14 protein-coding genes are annotated in these 16,360 nt (G+C 65.1%); 4 read left to right on the top strand and 10 right to left on the bottom strand.

Going from position 1 to position 16,360, the window contains the following annotated elements; translation table 11 throughout:
* Positions 1-10: 10 nt before the first annotated feature.
* Complete coding sequence (clpP, locus tag B0G75_RS33955) at positions 11-658, bottom strand: ATP-dependent Clp endopeptidase proteolytic subunit ClpP (protein WP_106314201.1); 648 nt, start codon at positions 656-658, stop codon at positions 11-13.
* Positions 659-957: 299 nt separating this feature from the next.
* On the opposite strand from clpP, the gene B0G75_RS33950 reads away from it, so the two are divergent.
* Complete coding sequence (locus B0G75_RS33950; RefSeq protein ID WP_106314200.1) at positions 958-1,944, top strand: sigma-70 family RNA polymerase sigma factor; 987 nt, start codon at positions 958-960, stop codon at positions 1,942-1,944.
* On the opposite strand, the gene B0G75_RS33945 is transcribed toward B0G75_RS33950, so the two are convergent.
* The 3 genes from B0G75_RS33945 to B0G75_RS33935 form a co-directional block, all read right to left on the bottom strand.
* Positions 1,900-3,174, bottom strand: a complete 1,275-nt coding sequence (locus tag B0G75_RS33945; protein WP_106314255.1) for an EAL domain-containing protein — start codon at positions 3,172-3,174, stop codon at positions 1,900-1,902. The genes B0G75_RS33950 and B0G75_RS33945 overlap by 45 nt on opposite strands.
* A 252-nt stretch (positions 3,175-3,426) precedes the next feature.
* On the bottom strand, positions 3,427-4,884 hold the full coding sequence (mdtD, locus tag B0G75_RS33940; protein ID WP_106314199.1) for a multidrug transporter subunit MdtD: 1,458 nt from the start codon (positions 4,882-4,884) through the stop codon (positions 3,427-3,429).
* Between the two features lie 76 nt (positions 4,885-4,960).
* A complete protein-coding gene (locus tag B0G75_RS33935; RefSeq protein WP_106314198.1) occupies positions 4,961-6,379 on the bottom strand; it encodes a PLP-dependent aminotransferase family protein in 1,419 nt (472 codons plus the stop codon).
* 189 nt (positions 6,380-6,568) lie between these two features.
* On the opposite strand from B0G75_RS33935, the gene B0G75_RS33930 reads away from it, so the two are divergent.
* Positions 6,569-6,874 (top strand): DUF2917 domain-containing protein, encoded by a 306-nt coding sequence (locus B0G75_RS33930; protein ID WP_106314197.1) that lies wholly within the window; start codon positions 6,569-6,571, stop codon positions 6,872-6,874.
* Positions 6,875-6,911: 37 nt separating this feature from the next.
* Here B0G75_RS33930 and B0G75_RS33925 read toward each other — a convergent pair whose 3' ends face one another.
* Positions 6,912-8,153: a citrate/2-methylcitrate synthase gene (locus B0G75_RS33925; RefSeq protein WP_106314196.1), complete on the bottom strand. Its 1,242-nt coding sequence runs from the start codon at positions 8,151-8,153 to the stop codon at positions 6,912-6,914.
* A gap of 125 nt (positions 8,154-8,278) precedes the next feature.
* Here B0G75_RS33925 and B0G75_RS33920 point away from each other — a divergent pair, with 125 nt between their 5' ends.
* Positions 8,279-9,670 carry a CoA transferase gene (locus B0G75_RS33920; RefSeq protein WP_106314254.1) on the top strand — a complete coding sequence of 464 codons (1,392 nt, stop codon included), beginning with the start codon at positions 8,279-8,281 and terminating at the stop codon, positions 9,668-9,670.
* An 80-nt stretch (positions 9,671-9,750) separates the two neighbouring features.
* Here the strand turns inward: B0G75_RS33920 and B0G75_RS33915 are convergent, their stop codons facing one another.
* The gene (locus B0G75_RS33915; protein WP_012434145.1) at positions 9,751-10,497 is read right to left on the bottom strand and encodes a GntR family transcriptional regulator; all 747 of its coding nucleotides are present in this window, start codon (positions 10,495-10,497) and stop codon (positions 9,751-9,753) included.
* A 191-nt stretch (positions 10,498-10,688) separates the two neighbouring features.
* Here B0G75_RS33915 and B0G75_RS33910 point away from each other — a divergent pair, with 191 nt between their 5' ends.
* The gene (locus B0G75_RS33910) at positions 10,689-11,534 is read left to right on the top strand and encodes an aldo/keto reductase (protein WP_106314195.1); all 846 of its coding nucleotides are present in this window, start codon (positions 10,689-10,691) and stop codon (positions 11,532-11,534) included.
* Between the two features lie 15 nt (positions 11,535-11,549).
* Here B0G75_RS33910 and B0G75_RS33905 read toward each other — a convergent pair whose 3' ends face one another.
* The 4 genes from B0G75_RS33905 to B0G75_RS33890 all read right to left on the bottom strand — a co-directional run bounded on the left by B0G75_RS33905 (position 11,550) and on the right by B0G75_RS33890 (position 16,341).
* A complete protein-coding gene (locus tag B0G75_RS33905) occupies positions 11,550-12,032 on the bottom strand; it encodes a Rap1a/Tai family immunity protein (RefSeq protein WP_106314194.1) in 483 nt (160 codons plus the stop codon).
* Between the two features lie 276 nt (positions 12,033-12,308).
* Positions 12,309-14,471: an ABC transporter ATP-binding protein gene (locus B0G75_RS33900; protein ID WP_106314193.1), complete on the bottom strand. Its 2,163-nt coding sequence runs from the start codon at positions 14,469-14,471 to the stop codon at positions 12,309-12,311.
* Complete coding sequence (locus tag B0G75_RS33895) at positions 14,468-15,334, bottom strand: ABC transporter permease (RefSeq protein ID WP_106314192.1); 867 nt, start codon at positions 15,332-15,334, stop codon at positions 14,468-14,470. The genes B0G75_RS33900 and B0G75_RS33895 overlap by 4 nt, the downstream gene beginning before the upstream one ends.
* Positions 15,331-16,341 (bottom strand): ABC transporter permease, encoded by a 1,011-nt coding sequence (locus tag B0G75_RS33890; RefSeq protein WP_106314191.1) that lies wholly within the window; start codon positions 16,339-16,341, stop codon positions 15,331-15,333. The genes B0G75_RS33895 and B0G75_RS33890 overlap by 4 nt, the downstream gene beginning before the upstream one ends.
* Positions 16,342-16,360: the final 19 nt, after the last annotated feature.

Here is a 16,360-nt window from a genome sequence, read left to right as displayed (position 1 = left end):
CGGGCCACCGCTAACTATCCATGTGATACGGCGCGACATTCAGCGCCGCGCGTGTTTCCAGCACCTCGTCGACGAGACCGTACGTCTTCGCGGACTGCGCTGACATGAAATTGTCGCGGTCGGTGTCGCGGGCGATTTCCTCGATGCTGCGCCCCGTGCGCTCCGCCATCATGGCGTTCAGCCGCTCTCGCAAATAGAGCACCTCCTTTGCCTGAATCTCGACGTCCGCCGCCGTGCCCTGGCTGCCGCCTGACGGCTGGTGAATCATGATGCGCGCGTTGGGCAGCGCATACCGTTTGCCGCGCTGACCGGCGGTCAGCAAAAAGGTGCCCATGCTCGCGGCAAAGCCGGTGCACAAAGTCGATACCTCCGGTTTGATGAACTGCATGGTGTCGTAGATCGCGAGGCCGTCGTACACCGAACCGCCCGGCGAGTTGATGTAAAAAGAAATATCCTTGTCGGGATTCTCGGACTCCAGAAACAGCAACTGCGCGACAATCAGACTGGCCGACTGCTCGTTCACGGGCCCGACCAGAAACACGATGCGCTCGCGCAGCAGACGCGAATAGATGTCGTAGGCGCGCTCGCCGCGACCGGACTGTTCGATCACGGTGGGCACGAGGCCGAGGCCCGTAATGTTTGGATAGTTCGAATGCATATTGACCTCGCGTATGCGGCCTGGGTGACCGCGGTTTGTGCGGAGCGCGTGGCTTCATGGCACGAAGCCTCTGACCGTGCGTTCGCCGATCCGGAACCTGCGCATTCTTTGCGTGGGTTGTTGTCCCTATGACGACGCGACGAAGCGCGACGTGACAGAAATATTTTTTTGCGGGGCTGTCACATCGTTGGATACCCGGCCGTCAAGACAAAAAGAATCAGGATGCCGGCGCGCGCCCGGTTCGCTTCGCAGGCAGGGTGCCGCGCGCTTTTCACCACGCACGATCTGGAGGTCTACATATGACGGAACAAGGAATCGACAAGGCATCCAGCTTCGAGGCCGCGCGCGCCCGCCTGCTCGCGCTGGCGTACCGGATGCTCGGCAGCCGCGCCGAAGCGGAAGACGTGGTGCAGGACGTCGGATTGAAATGGCACCTCGCGGACACGCAGGAACTGCAGGTACCCGCCGCCTGGCTCACCACGATCACCACGCGGGTAGCGATTGACAGGTTGCGGCGTGTGCAGCGCGAACGCGCCTCGCAGGCCGCCGGCTGGTTGCCGGAGTTGTGGCTCGACGAGGTGGCGCCATCGGCGGAAGAACTGGCCTTGCGCGCGGCGGAGATGTCCTATGGCGTGATGCTGCTGCTCGAGCGCCTGAAACCGGATGAACGGGCCGCGTTCGTGCTGCACGAAGCCTTTGATTGCGACTACGCGGAAATCGCCGCCATACTGGAGCGAACGCCGGCGGCCTGCCGGCAGATCGTCCATCGGGCCAAGGCGCGCGTGCAACGCGCGGGTGCGCCGATCGAGCCACCGGATCCCGCCGCTCATGCGCAGATCGTGGAGCGCTTGCGCACGGTGCTGGAGGCGCAAGATCGGGGCGGTCTATTGCAGCTCTTCAGTGACGCGCCGGAAGTGGTCAGCGACGCGCCTGTGTGCGCAGCTGTGAGCACATGCAAAGCGGCGGCGGCAGGGTGGATGGACACGGTAACGTCGCTGGTCGAGCACGCGAGCAACGCGGAGACAGTGTCGGTGGCGGGCACATTGTGTATCGCCTTGCTCTTCGAGGGCGACGTCGTCGGAGTGCTCGACGTGTCCACGAACAGCCTGGGCGATGGCTCAACGAAGATCGTCTCCATGCGCGTGGTGACGAGCACGGCGCGTCTGCAGGCCACCAACAGCGTGCTGGGCCGCGCGGCGGTCAGGCAACTGCTTGCACGGATCCAGCAGCGCGCTATGAGCTCAGTTGCGGTGGGCTGCGACTTCCCAGTTGATGTCCACGCATAGCACCTGCGTGCCCGTCGGTGTGTGCGCGGCGATCGAGGCGGTCACGCACAGATGCGCTTCGTTGATGGACAGATAAGGCGGGGTGAGATGCACGTGGCCGGGCGTGCGCATCGCCTGGATAAAGTACGGCCGGCGTTCCCAACTGGCGCCTTCCGAATGCAGAAGCGGGCGGAAACGCTTGGCGCGTTGCGAGGCGCGCCCTGGCGGGAGCACGTTGTCGCCGATCTGCCGGCCCGACCCGTCGAGCACGAAGCAGCGTGCCGTCTCGCCGAGCATCAGGAGCGGCGCAGTGGCTCGCGCAACGGACTCGCCGGCCACCAGTTGCGCGGCAGCCGTTTCGAGGGCCGTGACATACGGTGCGAGCCGCGCCGATTGTGCGTGTTCACGCGCAGTGACCCGTTCGCGCAGCGCCGCGGAGAGCGAGTCCATCAAACCGGCCGCCGCTTGCGGCTTGACCGGTTCGACGCTCGGGCCCGCGAAGAAGGCGCCTTGCACGAAGTCCACGTTGCATTCGAGCGCGATCAGCGCATCGCGTTCGGTGCTCAGGCCGCCCATCAGCACCAGTTGGCCGGATTCGTGCAGCAGCGAGACGAGGCCCGGCAGCACGCGCTCAATGTGCGAATGTTCGCTGGCTTGCGCGAGAATGCAGCGGTCGAGCGTGACGATGTCCGGGCGCAGATTCCACACGCGGTCAATGTTCGAATGTTTCGCGCCAAAGCCGTCGAGCGCGATCAGGAAGCCGGACTTACGCAACGCATCGACGATTTCGGCAAAGCGCGTCGTTTCGCCGCCCGCCTGTTCGGACACTTCGAGCACCACGCGCTGCGGCGGCAGGCCGAGCGCCTTGAGGCCTGCGAGCAGCGCGTCGCCGTAACTGGTGTCCATCAGCGCGGCGGGGTGCAGGCTCAGGAAGAGCCATTCGTCGTGACTGTCGAACGCGTTGAAGTTGCCCAGATGCAGCGATTCGGCGAGCCGTCCGAGTTCGAGCAGGTCGCCGCGTCGCGCGGCTTGCGTGAAGACCTCGTGGGACGGCACTTGCAGTGCGTGTTCATCGTGGGCGCGCAGCGACGCGTGATAACCGATCGCGCGCCGGTGCGATACGGAGAAAACCGGCTGGAACACGCTGAAAACGGTGTAGCCGCCGTACAGAACGGTGCGCCGGGAGCCTTCGTCGCCGGCCATCGGGCGCGGCGGCTGAAAGCCGGGAGGATCGAGGTCGATCATGCTCATCATGTCAGTCGTGTGGAGGTGGCTGCGCGCCTGCATGCTCGGCACTGGTTCGCACGCGCAAAATGTGAGTTTACAGGATAGGCGAGCAAGAACTATGCGCGTGCGGAAACACAGCACGCATGCCCGATTGTCACACTCGGATAAGACGATTGTGCGCCGGTACGGGCGCGAAGACGGCGATCCGCACTTTGCTGGTGCGGCCCGCGCCCCGTTGCGGGTCGGCGGCGGGCCCGGCGGCTAGGTGGCCGCGCATCAGGTTCGTTCGGACGGATCGGTCTTCTTCGCGGGCGTGCGGATGTCCGGCGACAGTTGCGCGAAGATCCACGACGAGCCTGCCGTGATGATGCCGACACACAGGAACGTCGCGTGGAATGCGGGCAGCGAGTTGGCGGCCGTCACTCGCGGCAGCAGGCCGGTGAAGGTCGCGAGCAGAGCGCCGGCAACGGTCACGCCGAGACTCATCGACAGCATTTGGACCAGCGAAAACAGGCTGTTGCCGCTGCTCGCGCCGCCGGTGCCCAAGTCCTTGAGCGTCAACGTGTTCATCGCGGTGAACTGGATCGAGTTGACGCCGCCGAAGAACGCCAGTTGCACGAGGCGCAGCCACAGCGGCTGATTCGCGGCCGTAAGTGCGAAGCTCGCCATGGTCAGGCCGACCAGCACCGTGTTGACGATGAGTACGCGTCGATAGCTGTGCTTGATGATCAGGCTCGTCACGAGTCGTTTGGACGCCATGCCCGCAGCCGCTACCGGCAGCATCATCATGCCGGCTTCAAAGGCGCTATAGCCGAGACTCACCTGCAATAGCAGCGGGATCAGGTAGGGCATCGCGCCGCTGCCGATCCGCGCGAACAGATTGCCGAGCAGGCCGACGCTGAAGGTGTGAATCTTGAAGAGGTCGAGCGAGAAAATCGGCGAGGGCTCGCGCACGGCGTGCAAACCATAGGCGACAAAGCAGGCGAGGCTCAGGATCAGCAGCACCAGCACCGTGGCGTGCTGAATGCCGAACTCGGTACGGCCGTCGAGCGCGAACGAAATCGCCACCATGCCGACGATCAGCAGCAGGTAGCCTTTCATGTCGAATTTGCCGACATGTTCGTTCCGGCTGTCCGGCATAAAGATGAGCGTGGCAATGCAACCCACGATCCCGACCGGCACGTTGATCAGAAAGATCCAGTGCCACGAGGCGATCTTCACGAGCCAGCCGCCGAGCGTGGGGCCGATCAGCGGTCCGATGAGACCCGGGATCGCCACGAACGAGAGCGCCGGCAAATAGCGTTCGGCCGGAAAGGTGCGCAGCACGGCGAGCCGTCCCACCGGCAGCAGCATCGCCCCGCCCACGCCCTGCATGATGCGGAAGGCCACCAGTTGATTCAGCGTATGCGCGTTCGCGCATAGCAACGAGGCGATCGCGAACACGAGGATCGCGCTGAAGAACACGCGGCGCGTGCCGAGCTTGTCGGCGAGCCAGCCGGACACCGGGATCATGACGGCCATCGTCAGCGAATAGGCGATCACTACTGATTGCATGCGCAACGGCAACTCGCCGAGGCTCGTCGCCATCGCGGGGAGCGCGGTGTTGACGATGGTCGAGTCGAGCGTCTGCATGAAGAAGCCAGTGGCGACGACCCACAGCATCACGGTGAGCGAGCGGGGCGAAGGTGTACTGGACGTAGTGGAAGCGGCGGCGGGCGGAGTCGGCGTGGACATGGAGGGCGGCTAGGCGCGCAGGGACGGGCTGGGACTCGCTATTCTAGGGAAAAGCGCAGGCTGGTGCTCATTCAACTCACTCCGACGCCGGCAATGCTGCCGCCGCGTGAAAGAACGCCTGCGCACGCGGGTCGTTACCGAATGCGATGTGAATTCTGGTCCACGGGCTCACTTCCATATTCGGCCGGAAGTGATTCCCCGGCACGACGGTCACCCCCAGCGGCACGCCGCATTCCACCAGCCGTTCCGCATTGGCGACATGCGGCACGCGAGCCCACACGAATTTCCCGCCCACGGGCTTGTCGAAAATTTCCCAGCCTGCGTCTTCGAGCGTCTGAATGGTCGAGCCGAGCGCGTCGCGCATACGCCGACGCAGGCGCTCCAGATACTTGCGATACGCGCCGCGCTCCAGCATCGCCACGGCGACCGCTTCGGCAAAACGCGAGCCGCCGATGCTCGTCAGCATCTTGATGTCGACCAGATCCTTGATGATCGCGTGGCTCGCCACCACACAGCCAATCCGCAGCGACGACGACAGCGTTTTCGACAGTCCGCCCACATAGATCACGTGTTCGAGCTGGTCGAGCGTGGCGAGCCGATCGGTGAGGTCGGTCTGAAAATCGGCGTAGATATCGTCTTCGATGATCGAAAAGCCGTGCTCGCGCGCCAGCTGCAGCAGCCGGAAAGCCACCGGCGGCGCCACATTGGTGCCCGTCGGATTGTGGAACACGGTGTTGATGAACAGCAGCTTGGGCCGATGCGACTTCAACTGTTCCTGCATCACGTCCAGATCGGGACCGTTGCGTGTGCGCGGAATGCCGACCAGTTTCACACCGTGCAGCTTCAGCAGACCGTGGAGGTTGTAGTAACCGGGGTCTTCGACAAAGATCGTGTCGCCTGCCTTGAGCATGTAGCGCATCAGCAGATCGAGCGCCTGGCTTGCGCCGTTGGTGATGAGGATTTGCGACGTGTCAGCCTGAATCCCCAACTGGCCGATGCGGCTCTGCAGATGTTCGCGCAACGTCAGGTTGCCGAGCGGGGTGGCGTAATCGACCATGCTCGCGAGATCGGTGCGCGACACGTGGCGGATTGCCTGCGCGATGCTGTCCGTGTCGCGCCACGCTTCAGGGATAAAGCCGCTACCGAGCTTGAGCGTTTCGCCCGGATGGTTGAACTGCTGCAAAAGATGGTCCGACTCGTCCTCGGCGCGGCGCGGATCCGAGGAACCCTGGCACTGCGTGCTCGCCGGCTGGCGATCGGCGACATAGAAACCGGAGCCGTGGCGCGAGTCGACGTAGCCGAGCGACACCAGCCGGTCGTACGCCTCGATCACCGGAAAGCGGCTCACGCCGTAGTCGGCGGAAAACTGGCGAATCGAGGGAAGCTTAGAGCCGGGGTGGGCGATGCGCGAGCGGATCCACGCCGTGACGCCAGTGACGATCTGCTCGGTCAGCGGCACGCCGTTGTCCCGATCGAGCTGGATTTCGAGTTTCAAGAGGATCCTCCTTCACCGAACCGCAGGCCGGATTCGCCCGAACTCTGCGCAAAGAACCCGCTGCCCGCCCAAACTGTCCGGTTTTTCAACTGAACAGTTCCGATAGAAGTGTTCGGAACTGTGCATGGGTAACGGATCATCGCACGTCAATAATCGGTACAACAGAAAAGTTCTTTGAAGGAGAGAGCGATGCGTGAAGTCCGGATTTTCGAATTGGAACATGACGAGCCCGCGACGGCCTGGCGTGTCGCGCGTCCGTCCATCTTCAAGGTCATCTCGGGCGAGATCTGGCTGACTATCCAGGGCGACAGCGAGGATCACTGGCTCGCGACCGGCCAGTCGATCGAACTGCCGCGCCGGGCGGTGGCGTGGATCAGCGCGGGTCAGGCCGGCGCGCGCTTCGCGCTGGCGAGCGGCTCCGAGCGCACCGCAACCAGGCCGATGTCGGGCTCGCCGGTCTTGAACTGGCTGCCGCGCTGGCTCGGCGCAGCCTGACGATTCGCGAGGTCCATCGAGCCGGGTCCGCGGCGTCTCAGTCCGGCCCGGCAGCCTCATATTCACCGATGTAACGTGCGCGCGGCCGGATCAAGCGGCCGTCGCGCGTCTGTTCCATGGCATGCGCAATCCAGCCGACCACCCGGCCGACCGCGAACAGCGTGAAGGCCGAGCCCGCCGGCAATGCCAGCACACGCTCGATGGCGGCAAGCGCGAAGTCCACAGTCGGCTCCGCGCCGGTCGTATCGCGCACCGTGCGCGCCAATCCCAGTACTTCAGCCAAAGGCGAACGCGCCGGCGCGCAGTCAGCGAGGAAGGCTAACAACAGTCGCGCCCGCGGGTCGCCGTCCGGATAAAGCGGATGGCCGAAGCCCGACAGCACCGGCCCGTGCGCGCCGTGTTCGACGCGGGCGAGGCGATTAGCCAGATAGCGGTCGAGATCGGGCGCGCGCGCGGCCTCTTCGAGCAGCGCGGCGATGCGCACCGTTTCGCCGCCATGACGCGGGCCCGACAAGGCGGCGAGACCACCCGCCACCGCGCCGAACAGATGCGTCCCCGTCGATGTAATGCAGCGCACCGTGAAGGTCGACGCATTCAACTCATGATCCGCGCAGGCCACCAGCGCCGCGCGCAGCAAGCCAGCCTGCTGGCGATTACGCACGTGCCACGCTAAAGCCAGTTGCCGATGCAGCGGTTCGTTCGACGGCGCCGCCGAGATCATCGCGGCGGCCAGCAGGCGCATGACGGCGCAGGCCGTATCGAGTTGCGCATCGCGGCCGAGCGCCCACACTCGCGGCATTTGCGCCGCTGCGGCCGGCAACAGCACGAGCGCGCGATCGAGCGGCGTGCTGTCGCCCCACAACTTGAGCCACGCGGCCCATTGAGCGGTGGCGAACGGCACGGCCGGCGCATCGGTAATGCGCCGTGTGCTGCATTCCCACAGCAGCGCCGCGATGTCCTCGAGCGACGCGCTTTGCGCCAGTTCCATCGCATCGTGCCCGCGATACAGCAAGCGCCCATCGGCCACCAGCGTGATGGACGATTCGAGCACCGGCACGCCCCAGTCCAGCACCTTCTGCGCGACCTTGCCCGCGCGCTTGCCGTCTTCCTTGCGGCGCGCGAGGCGCCGCACTTCGCCGGCGTCGTAGAGACGATGCTTGCCTTGCGCATCCGGCGACGAACTCAGCATGCCGCGGCTCACATAAGCATAGAGTGTAGGCAAGCTGATGCCGAGCGCGGCGGCGGCTTCAGCAGCGGTCAGGGAGTTGGATGTCGGCATGGGTCTGCATGGAAAAGTGCGGAAACCGAAGAAATCAATATATATTGATTATCATAATCAAGGTTGATTGCGACGGGGCGGAATTCTAGACTCGGTTCACCTCTTCCTGCTTCGCTATGGACGACATGACACCTGAACTCGCTCTCAAACATATCTGGACGCTGGCCGGATGTGATCCGACCGCGCTGCATTCCGTGACGATGACGGGCGCTGATCCTGGCTTGCCGTCGGTCTACCGGGTCGGCAGCCTGGCCTCGGCGAGCATCGCCGCGACCGGTCTTGCTGCGGCCGAATATCAGCGTTTGCGCACAGGGCACCGGCAGCACGTGACGGTGGAGATGCGGCGCGCGCTGGCCTCGTTTCGCAGCGAGCGCTATCTGCGTGTCGACGACGGCCCGCCGCCCGCCTTGCGCGATCCTGTAACGGGTTTCTACGAGACACGCGACGGCCGCTGGATTCAACTGCATACGAATTTCGCGCATCATCTCCGGGGCGTTTTGCAGGTGCTCGGCTGCGAGAACGATCCTGCTGCCGTGGCCGCCGCGATTCGCAACTGGGATGGCGCGACGCTCGATCAAACCCTCGCTGACGCCGGCCTCTGCGCGGCGCTGATTCGCACGCCCGACGAGTGGGCCGCGCTCGATCAGGCGAAAGCGATCGCGGGCTTGCCGCTTTTCGAGATCGAGCGCATCGGCGACGCGGCGGCCGGGCCGCCGCGCGAGGACGGCGCGGCTCGGCCGCTGGCGGGCGTGCGGGTGCTGGATCTGTCGCGCATCATTGCCGGTCCGGTGGCCGGGCGGGCGCTCGCGCAGCATGGTGCGGACGTGTTGATGATCAACGGGCCGCATCTGCCGAACATCGCGCCGCTGGTGATCGACAACGGGCGCGGCAAGCGTTCGGCTCTCGCCGATCTGCGCGACGCGGCGGGGCGTGAGATGTTGCGCGGCCTCGCCGCCGACGCCGATGTATTTCTGCAGGCATATCGCCCGGGAGCGCTGGCCGCGCGCGGTTTCGGTCCGGAGGAACTGGCGCGTATGCGGCCGGGGATCGTCTATGTCTCGGTGTCGGCTTATGGGCATCAGGGGCCGTGGGCGCAACGACGCGGGTTCGATAGCCTGGTGCAGTCGGCGAGCGGGATTGCCTTCACTGAGCGGCAGGCGGCGGGGTGGAACGAGCCCAAGCATTTGCCTTGTCAGGCGCTGGATCATGCGACCGGCTATCTCGCGGCATTCGGCGCGATGGTCGCATTGGCGCGGCGGGCTACCGAAGGTGGAAGCTGGCATGTACGCGTCTCGCTCGCGCAAACGGGCCGGTGGCTGCAATCGTTAGGGCAGATCGCCGATGGCTGGCAAGCGCCCGACGTCACACTCGACGATGTGCGCGATTGCCTCACGACCGTGGAGTCGGAGTTTGGACGCGTGCTAGGCGTGCAGCCGGCTGAGGCTTTAGACGAGACGCCTGCGTACTTCGCGCTGCCGCCGACCCGAATTGGCGCCCATGAGGCTAAGTGGACGTGAGGGCTTCAGGTCAGCTGGCCTCCGGCGGGGCGTGTGCCGACACACAACCAACGCACCCCGTGCACAGTGCAAAAGGCCAGCTACTTCCTCAATTCCGCCACGAAGTCGTAGTAATCGTTACGGCAGTACGTATCGGTCAACTCGATCGCGCGCTGATCGGCGGTGTAGCCCACACGCGTGATCAACAGCAACGCCTCGTTCGGCGCGATGCTCATTTGCTGCGCGATTTCCTCGCTCGCGTTCACCGCACGAAAATGCTGCAACGCGCGGACAATCGTCAGTCCACGATTCTCCAGATACGTGTAAAGCGAATCGCCAATCGCCTGAGGATCGGGAATCACCGCGGCGGGAAAGGTGGAATTCTCGACCGCCATCACAATGCCGTCGGCCATCCGCAAGCGGCGCAACCGCGTCACTGCCGCCGCTGGCGATAAGCCGAGCTGAATCACCTCGTCGCGATTGGCGGGCAAAATTTCGCGCGACAGCCACTTCGAACTCGGCGTGAACCCGCGCCGCCGCAGCATTTCGCTAAAGCTCGACAGACGCGACAGCGGATCTTCGTAGCGTGGTGTGATGAAACTGCCCGCGCCCTGAGTGCGTCGAATCAAACCCTGCTCGACCAGCAAGGCAATCGCCTTGCGTGACGTGATGCGCGATACGCCGAGCGCCTCGGAGAGCACACGCTCCGAAGGCAGCGCCTCGCCCGCGTTCCAGCGGTTCTCGTGGATGGCCGCGCCAAGCTTGCGAGCCAGTTGCAGATATAGCGGCGTGTCGTTTTCCGGGTCCGGGCGCAGGTCGCGCCAGCGGTCTTCCGAGGCAGAGGTCATGGAGCTCACGCAAGAAGGGCAAGCGGCAATTCTATGACATCGGCGCGCTGTGTTATAGCGGGCTTTTGCCTGGTGCCCGATCGAATGCCCGTTGAACGGCTAAACTCGTCGCTATGATTTTCCGTGGCACGCGCCGCGCATTCGCTTGCGCAGCGATATTGCCGACCACTGAGCCACTTCGAGGAGTCAGCATGACGAGCGACATCGCAAGCGTGAGCCTGCCAGACGGCGAACGCATTCCGAAACTGGGGCAGGGCACCTGGGAGATGGGAGAACTGCCGGCGCGGCGTGCCGCCGAGATCGACGCGCTGCGTTGCGGCATCGAGTTGGGCATGACGTTGATCGACACGGCGGAAATGTACGGCGACGGTGCGACCGAATCGCTGCTCGGCGAAGCGCTGGCCGGATTGCGCGACAAGGTGTTCCTGGTCAGCAAGGTGTATCCGCACAACGCCAGCCGGCGCGGCGTGATCGCGGCCTGCGAGCAGAGCCTCAAGCGTCTGAAGACCGATCAGCTCGATCTCTATCTGCTGCACTGGCGCGGCTCGGTGCCGCTCGCGGAAACGGTCGAGGGCTTCGAAGCGTTGCGCCGCACGGGCAAGATCCGCCATTGGGGCGTCAGCAACTTCGACACCGAGGACATGGAAGAACTCGTCGCCACGCCGGGCGGCGATGCCTGCGCGACCAATCAGATTCTCTACAACGTGGCGCGCCGCGGGCCGGAGTTCGATCTGCTGCCGTGGCTCGCCGCGCGCAAGATGCCGGGCATGGCGTACAGCCCGGTCGATCACGCGCGCTTGCCCAGGCGCTCACCGCTCGACGATATCGCCGACGCGCGCGGCGTCTCCGTGTTTCAGATCGCACTCGCGTGGGTGCTGCGCCGGCCTGACGTGCTCGCGATTCCGAAGGCGGCGCGCGTCGAGCACGTGCGCGACAACCATCGCGCGTCGCAATTGCAACTCGGTGCCGATGAACTAGCCGCTATCGACGCTCACTTCAAACCGCCGCGCGGCAAGCGGCCGCTCGAAATGCTGTAAGCGCGGCGCGCCTTGTCAATTGCAGCTGTGGTGCATGTGAACGGAGCCGAGCACCGCGACTTCTGCAGGCGTGTGCTTGAGGGAATCCTCGTTGACCTGGGCGGCGTCCGCAACGAATTCGTCGATGATCGACGACACCTGCACATTGCGCAGGCACAGCGACACGCGTTGCGTTTCATTGGCCGGCAACGCGCTGCGCTGACCGAGGAACAGCACGCCGTACTGATAGCCGTGGATGATCCCGCGAATCGCGCCGACGCATTGACCTTGCGCGACGTTGTCGGTTTTCTGCTTGCAGGTTTGCGCGAGCGAATAGGCGGAGAAGGTGGGATCGACCGGCGGGGCGGCTTGCGACAGTGTCGGTGAGAGCGGCTGTGCCGCTTGGGCCGGTGTTTGCGCCGACGTCTGCGCATTAGCGAGCGATGCAAGGCTGAGCGCGGCGGCGATCAACAGACCGGTGGCCGCGCGTGCCGCGGAAGGGGGGACGTTTCGTTGCATGTTGTGGTGCCCTCATATCGAACGTTGATTCTGATATGAGGCGATCGCTTCGGTTTGGTTCCAGGCGCGCGCGCACGGGCGGCTGATTGTTCGAGGTCTTGCCGCCTACGGGTGGGTCGGCGTGCACGGTTCGAGTGTGCGGCCCCGGCGTGCCGTCCAGATTCGCGCCACCGCGGTTATCGGCCCGCTTATATGCATCGCTCGACCGGGGATCGAGACATCACCGTCGATGCCGGCGGATCGGGAACGGTAAATCGGAATGTGAGGCCGGTGAGGTCAGGGCGCGTTTGCCGATCCGTCGCCAGGCACCTTGCCCGCGACTTTTCCCGCATCGCCGCGCGAGACCGTTTGCAGCGCGCGCAATTCGTCCGCGGGGATGTGGCAGCGGATTCGATGCGCGGACGGCGTCGCCGCCTTGCCTTCGCCGGCATCGACGAACGGCGGGTCCCGCTGCTCGCAGATCGCGCCGAGCTTGCGTGGGCAGCGCGTATGAAACACGCAGCCGGACGGCGGCGATGCCGCGCTCGGCAAATCGCCGGACAGGTGGATACGGGTCGCGCCGCCTTGACCGTCGAGTGTCGGCACCGAGGACAGCAATGCTTCCGTATAGGGATGATGCGGTCCTTCGAACACGGCCGCTGCCGGTCCGATTTCCAGCAGTCTCCCCAGATACAGCACCGCGATACGATCCGCCAGATAGCGTACAACGTGAAGATCGTGCGAGATGAAAACGTAACTGACTCCGCGTTCGCGTTGCAGATCAGCGAGCAGGTTCAGGATCGCGGCCTGCACGGAGACGTCGAGCGCGGAAGTCGGTTCGTCGCAGACCACCACGCGCGGTTCGCCGGCAAACGCGCGGGCAATCGCCACACGCTGTTTGAGCCCGCCGGACAATTGCCGCGTGCGTGAGCCGAGATAGCGCTGCGGCAGGCGCACGGCGGCCGTCAACGTGGCAAGCCGTTCGTCGATGGCCGGCCCGCGCAATGCGGTGAGACGCGACAGCGCGCGGCCGATCAGCCGTTTTACCGAATGCGCGCGATTGAGCGCGGAGTCCGGATTCTGAAAAACGATCTGCAGCGACTTGACCTGCTCGGTGTTGCGCCGCGTGACGCGCGCGGCGAGCGGCGCGCCGTCGAGTTCGAGCACGCTGCCCGCATCCGGCGTGAGCAGGCCGAGCATCAGCTTGGCGAGCGTCGTCTTGCCACTGCCCGATTCGCCGACGAGGCCGAGCGTTTCGCCGCTGGCGAGATCGATCGAGACGTTGTCGACCGCACGCAGCGGAGCGCCGGACACGTGAAAGGTCTTCGAGAGTTTTTCTGCCCGCAGCACGAGAGCGGAGGGCTTGCCGTCGACCGGCGCACCACGGCGCTCGGGCAAATCTTCCGCGCTCGCACGCGGCAATTCGATTGCGCGTTCGTGGTAATGGCAGCGCGACATCTGGTCGCCGCGCGCGGCACTCACGCGATACGGCGGCGGCGCTTCGCGGCGGCAGCGGTCGTCGGCGAGGCGGCAGCGGTCCGCGTAGATGCAGCCCTGCGTGACCGAACCGGGCGAGGGCAGACTGCCCGCGATCGTATCGAGCCGTTCGCTGTCCTTGCTGCGCCCAGCCGTGGGCAAGCAGCGCAACAGCCCGACCGTATACGGATGGCGAGGCCGCGTGAAGACATCTTGCGTCGCGCCTTCTTCGACCAGTTTGCCCGCGTAAAGCACGCCGACGCGTTCGCACATGCGCCCGATCACCGCGAGGTTATGACTGATGAAGAGCACCGCGGTGCCGAGCTCTTTGCGCAACTGCGCGACGAGGTCGAGCACTTCCGCTTCGACGGTCGCATCGAGCCCGGTAGTCGGTTCGTCGAGAATCAGCAGCGCGGGGTTCGAGGCGAGCGCCATGGCGATCACTACGCGCTGTTGCATGCCGCCCGACAGTTGATGCGGATAACTCTCCATCACGCGCTCGGGCGCGGCGATGCGTACGCGCTGCAGCATCTCGTGCGTGCGCCGCAAGGCTTCGTCGCGCGCGACACCGGCGGCTTCGAACGCTTCGGAGACTTGCCGCGCGATCGTCAGCGACGGATTCAGCGCGCGCCCCGGATCCTGATAGACCATCGAGATCGCGTTCGCTCGCATGTTGCGCAACGCGTCGGCGTTGAGCTTCTGCACGTCCTCGCCGGCAATGATGATCTTGCCGGCCTTCACCTTGCCGTTGCGCGGCAGATAGCGCAGCGCCGCCATCGCGACCGTCGATTTGCCGCAGCCGGACTCGCCGACCAGACCGTACGCCTCGCCGCGCCGCACACGAAACGAAATATCCTGCAGCACTTCGCGGTCGCGTCCGCGTATCCGGTACGTGACCGTCAGGCCGACGACGGTCAGCGCGTCCGTGCGGTCGCTCTTCGAGACGTCGAAGGCGGGGAACGAGGAGGGCGGCGGGCCGTTCATCGGTCGAGCACGCCTTGCACGCTGTCGGCGATCAGATTTACGCCGACCACGAGACTCGCAATCGCGCCGGCCGCGAACACCACGGTCCACCATGCGCCGCCCGCCATCAGCGTATATGACTCGGACAGCGCGAGGCCCCAATCGGCCGATGGCGGCTGAATGCCGAAGCCGAGAAACGACAGCGTCGCGACGGCGAAGATCGCGTAGCCGAGCCGTACCGTCGCTTCGACGATGATCGGCGGCAGCACGTTCGGCAGAATCTCGGCGAACATGATGTAGGGTGCGCGTTCGCCGCGCAATTGCGCCGCGGCGACGTAGTCGAGATGCCGCTCGGCGAAGACGGCGGCGCGCACCGTGCGCGCGGTGATCGGTGTGAACGTGATGCCGATCACGAGAATGACGGTCAAGTTCGACGCACCGACCGCGGCGAGCGCGAGCAACGCGACTATCACGAGCGGCAGCGCGAGCACGGCGTCGATCGCACGTCCGACCACGTTGTCCACCCAGCCTTCGAAGTAGCCGACGATCAAACCCAGCGTGGTACCCGCTATCGTGCCGAGCAAGGTCGCGAGCGGCGCGATGGTGAGAATGTCGCGCGCACCGACGATCACGCGCGAGAACACGTCGCGCCCGAGTTGATCGGTGCCGAACCAATGCGTGCTGTCGGGCGGCGTTAGCGAATTGAGCGGATCGGATGCGTACGGATCGATGCGCACGATCCATTGCCCGGCAATCGCGCACACGATCCACCATGCGACGATCACTACGCCTACCACGAAGGTCGGCGAGCGCAGCAGCAGGCGCAACTGGTCGAAGCGTGGCTCGGTAGCCGCGCGCGGAGTCGGCGGAACGATGGTGTTCATTCGGCGCTCCTCACCCGCAGCCGCGGATTGAGCAGCACATGCAGCGCGTCGGCAACGAGATTGGCGACGGTGTAGACCACGCCGATGGTCAGCACGCCCGCTTCGAGCATCGGAAAGTCCTTGGCCTTGGCCGCGTTGTAGATCAGCGAGCCGATACCTTGATAGTGGAACAGCGTCTCGACCACCACGAGGCCGCCGATCATATAGCCAAGTTGTGTGGCGGCGACCGTGATGGTGGGCAGCAATGCATTGCGCAACACATGCCGCCAGATCACGATATGACGCGGCAAGCCTTTGAGAATCGCGGTGCGCGTGTAGTCGGCATCGAGCGCCTCGACGGTGCCCGCACGCGCCATTCGAGCGATATAGCCGAAGAACACAAGCACGAGCGGCAGGACCGGCAGCACCAGATGACGCAATTGTTCGAGCGCGCCCGCTTCGGGCGGATACGACGCTTCGATCGGCAGCCAGCGCAACCAAACGCCGAACACCAGAATCAGCACGATCGACGAAACGAATTCCGGCACGACTGTCGCCGACAATCCCGCGATGCTGATCGTGCGATCGAGCCAGCGTCCCGCGTGCATGGCCGACCACACGCCGCCCGCAATGCCGAGCGGCACGACGACGATGAACGCCAGCAAGCCGAGCTTGGCGGAATGCGCGAGCGCCTCGGCAATGAACGGCCGCACCGGCTCGCGATACGCGTAGGACAGCCCCATATCGCCGCGCACGAAATGCGAAATCCAGTCGACGTATTGCGTCATCAGCGGACGGTCCGCGCCGAGCTGATGGTTGAGAGCAGCGACCGCGCGCGCGTCGGCGAGCGGGCCGAGCACCGCGCGGCCGATGTCGCCGGGCAGAAGTTGCCCGCCCGCGAACACGATCAGCGACAGCAGCCACAGCGTGATCAGCGACAAGCCCACACGTGTCGCCAGAAAACGCACGACGCGGCCCGCGTTGCCGCTCGGCGCAGAAGAAGCGGAAGGGGTCACCGTGGTCGACATCGTGCTCTCCTGTCGCAAA

It is taken from the genome of Paraburkholderia sp. BL18I3N2 (assembly GCF_003001875.1).
Classification (GTDB): Bacteria; Pseudomonadota; Gammaproteobacteria; order Burkholderiales; family Burkholderiaceae; genus Paraburkholderia; species Paraburkholderia phytofirmans.
This window is presented reverse-complemented; position numbering and strand designations above follow the sequence as displayed.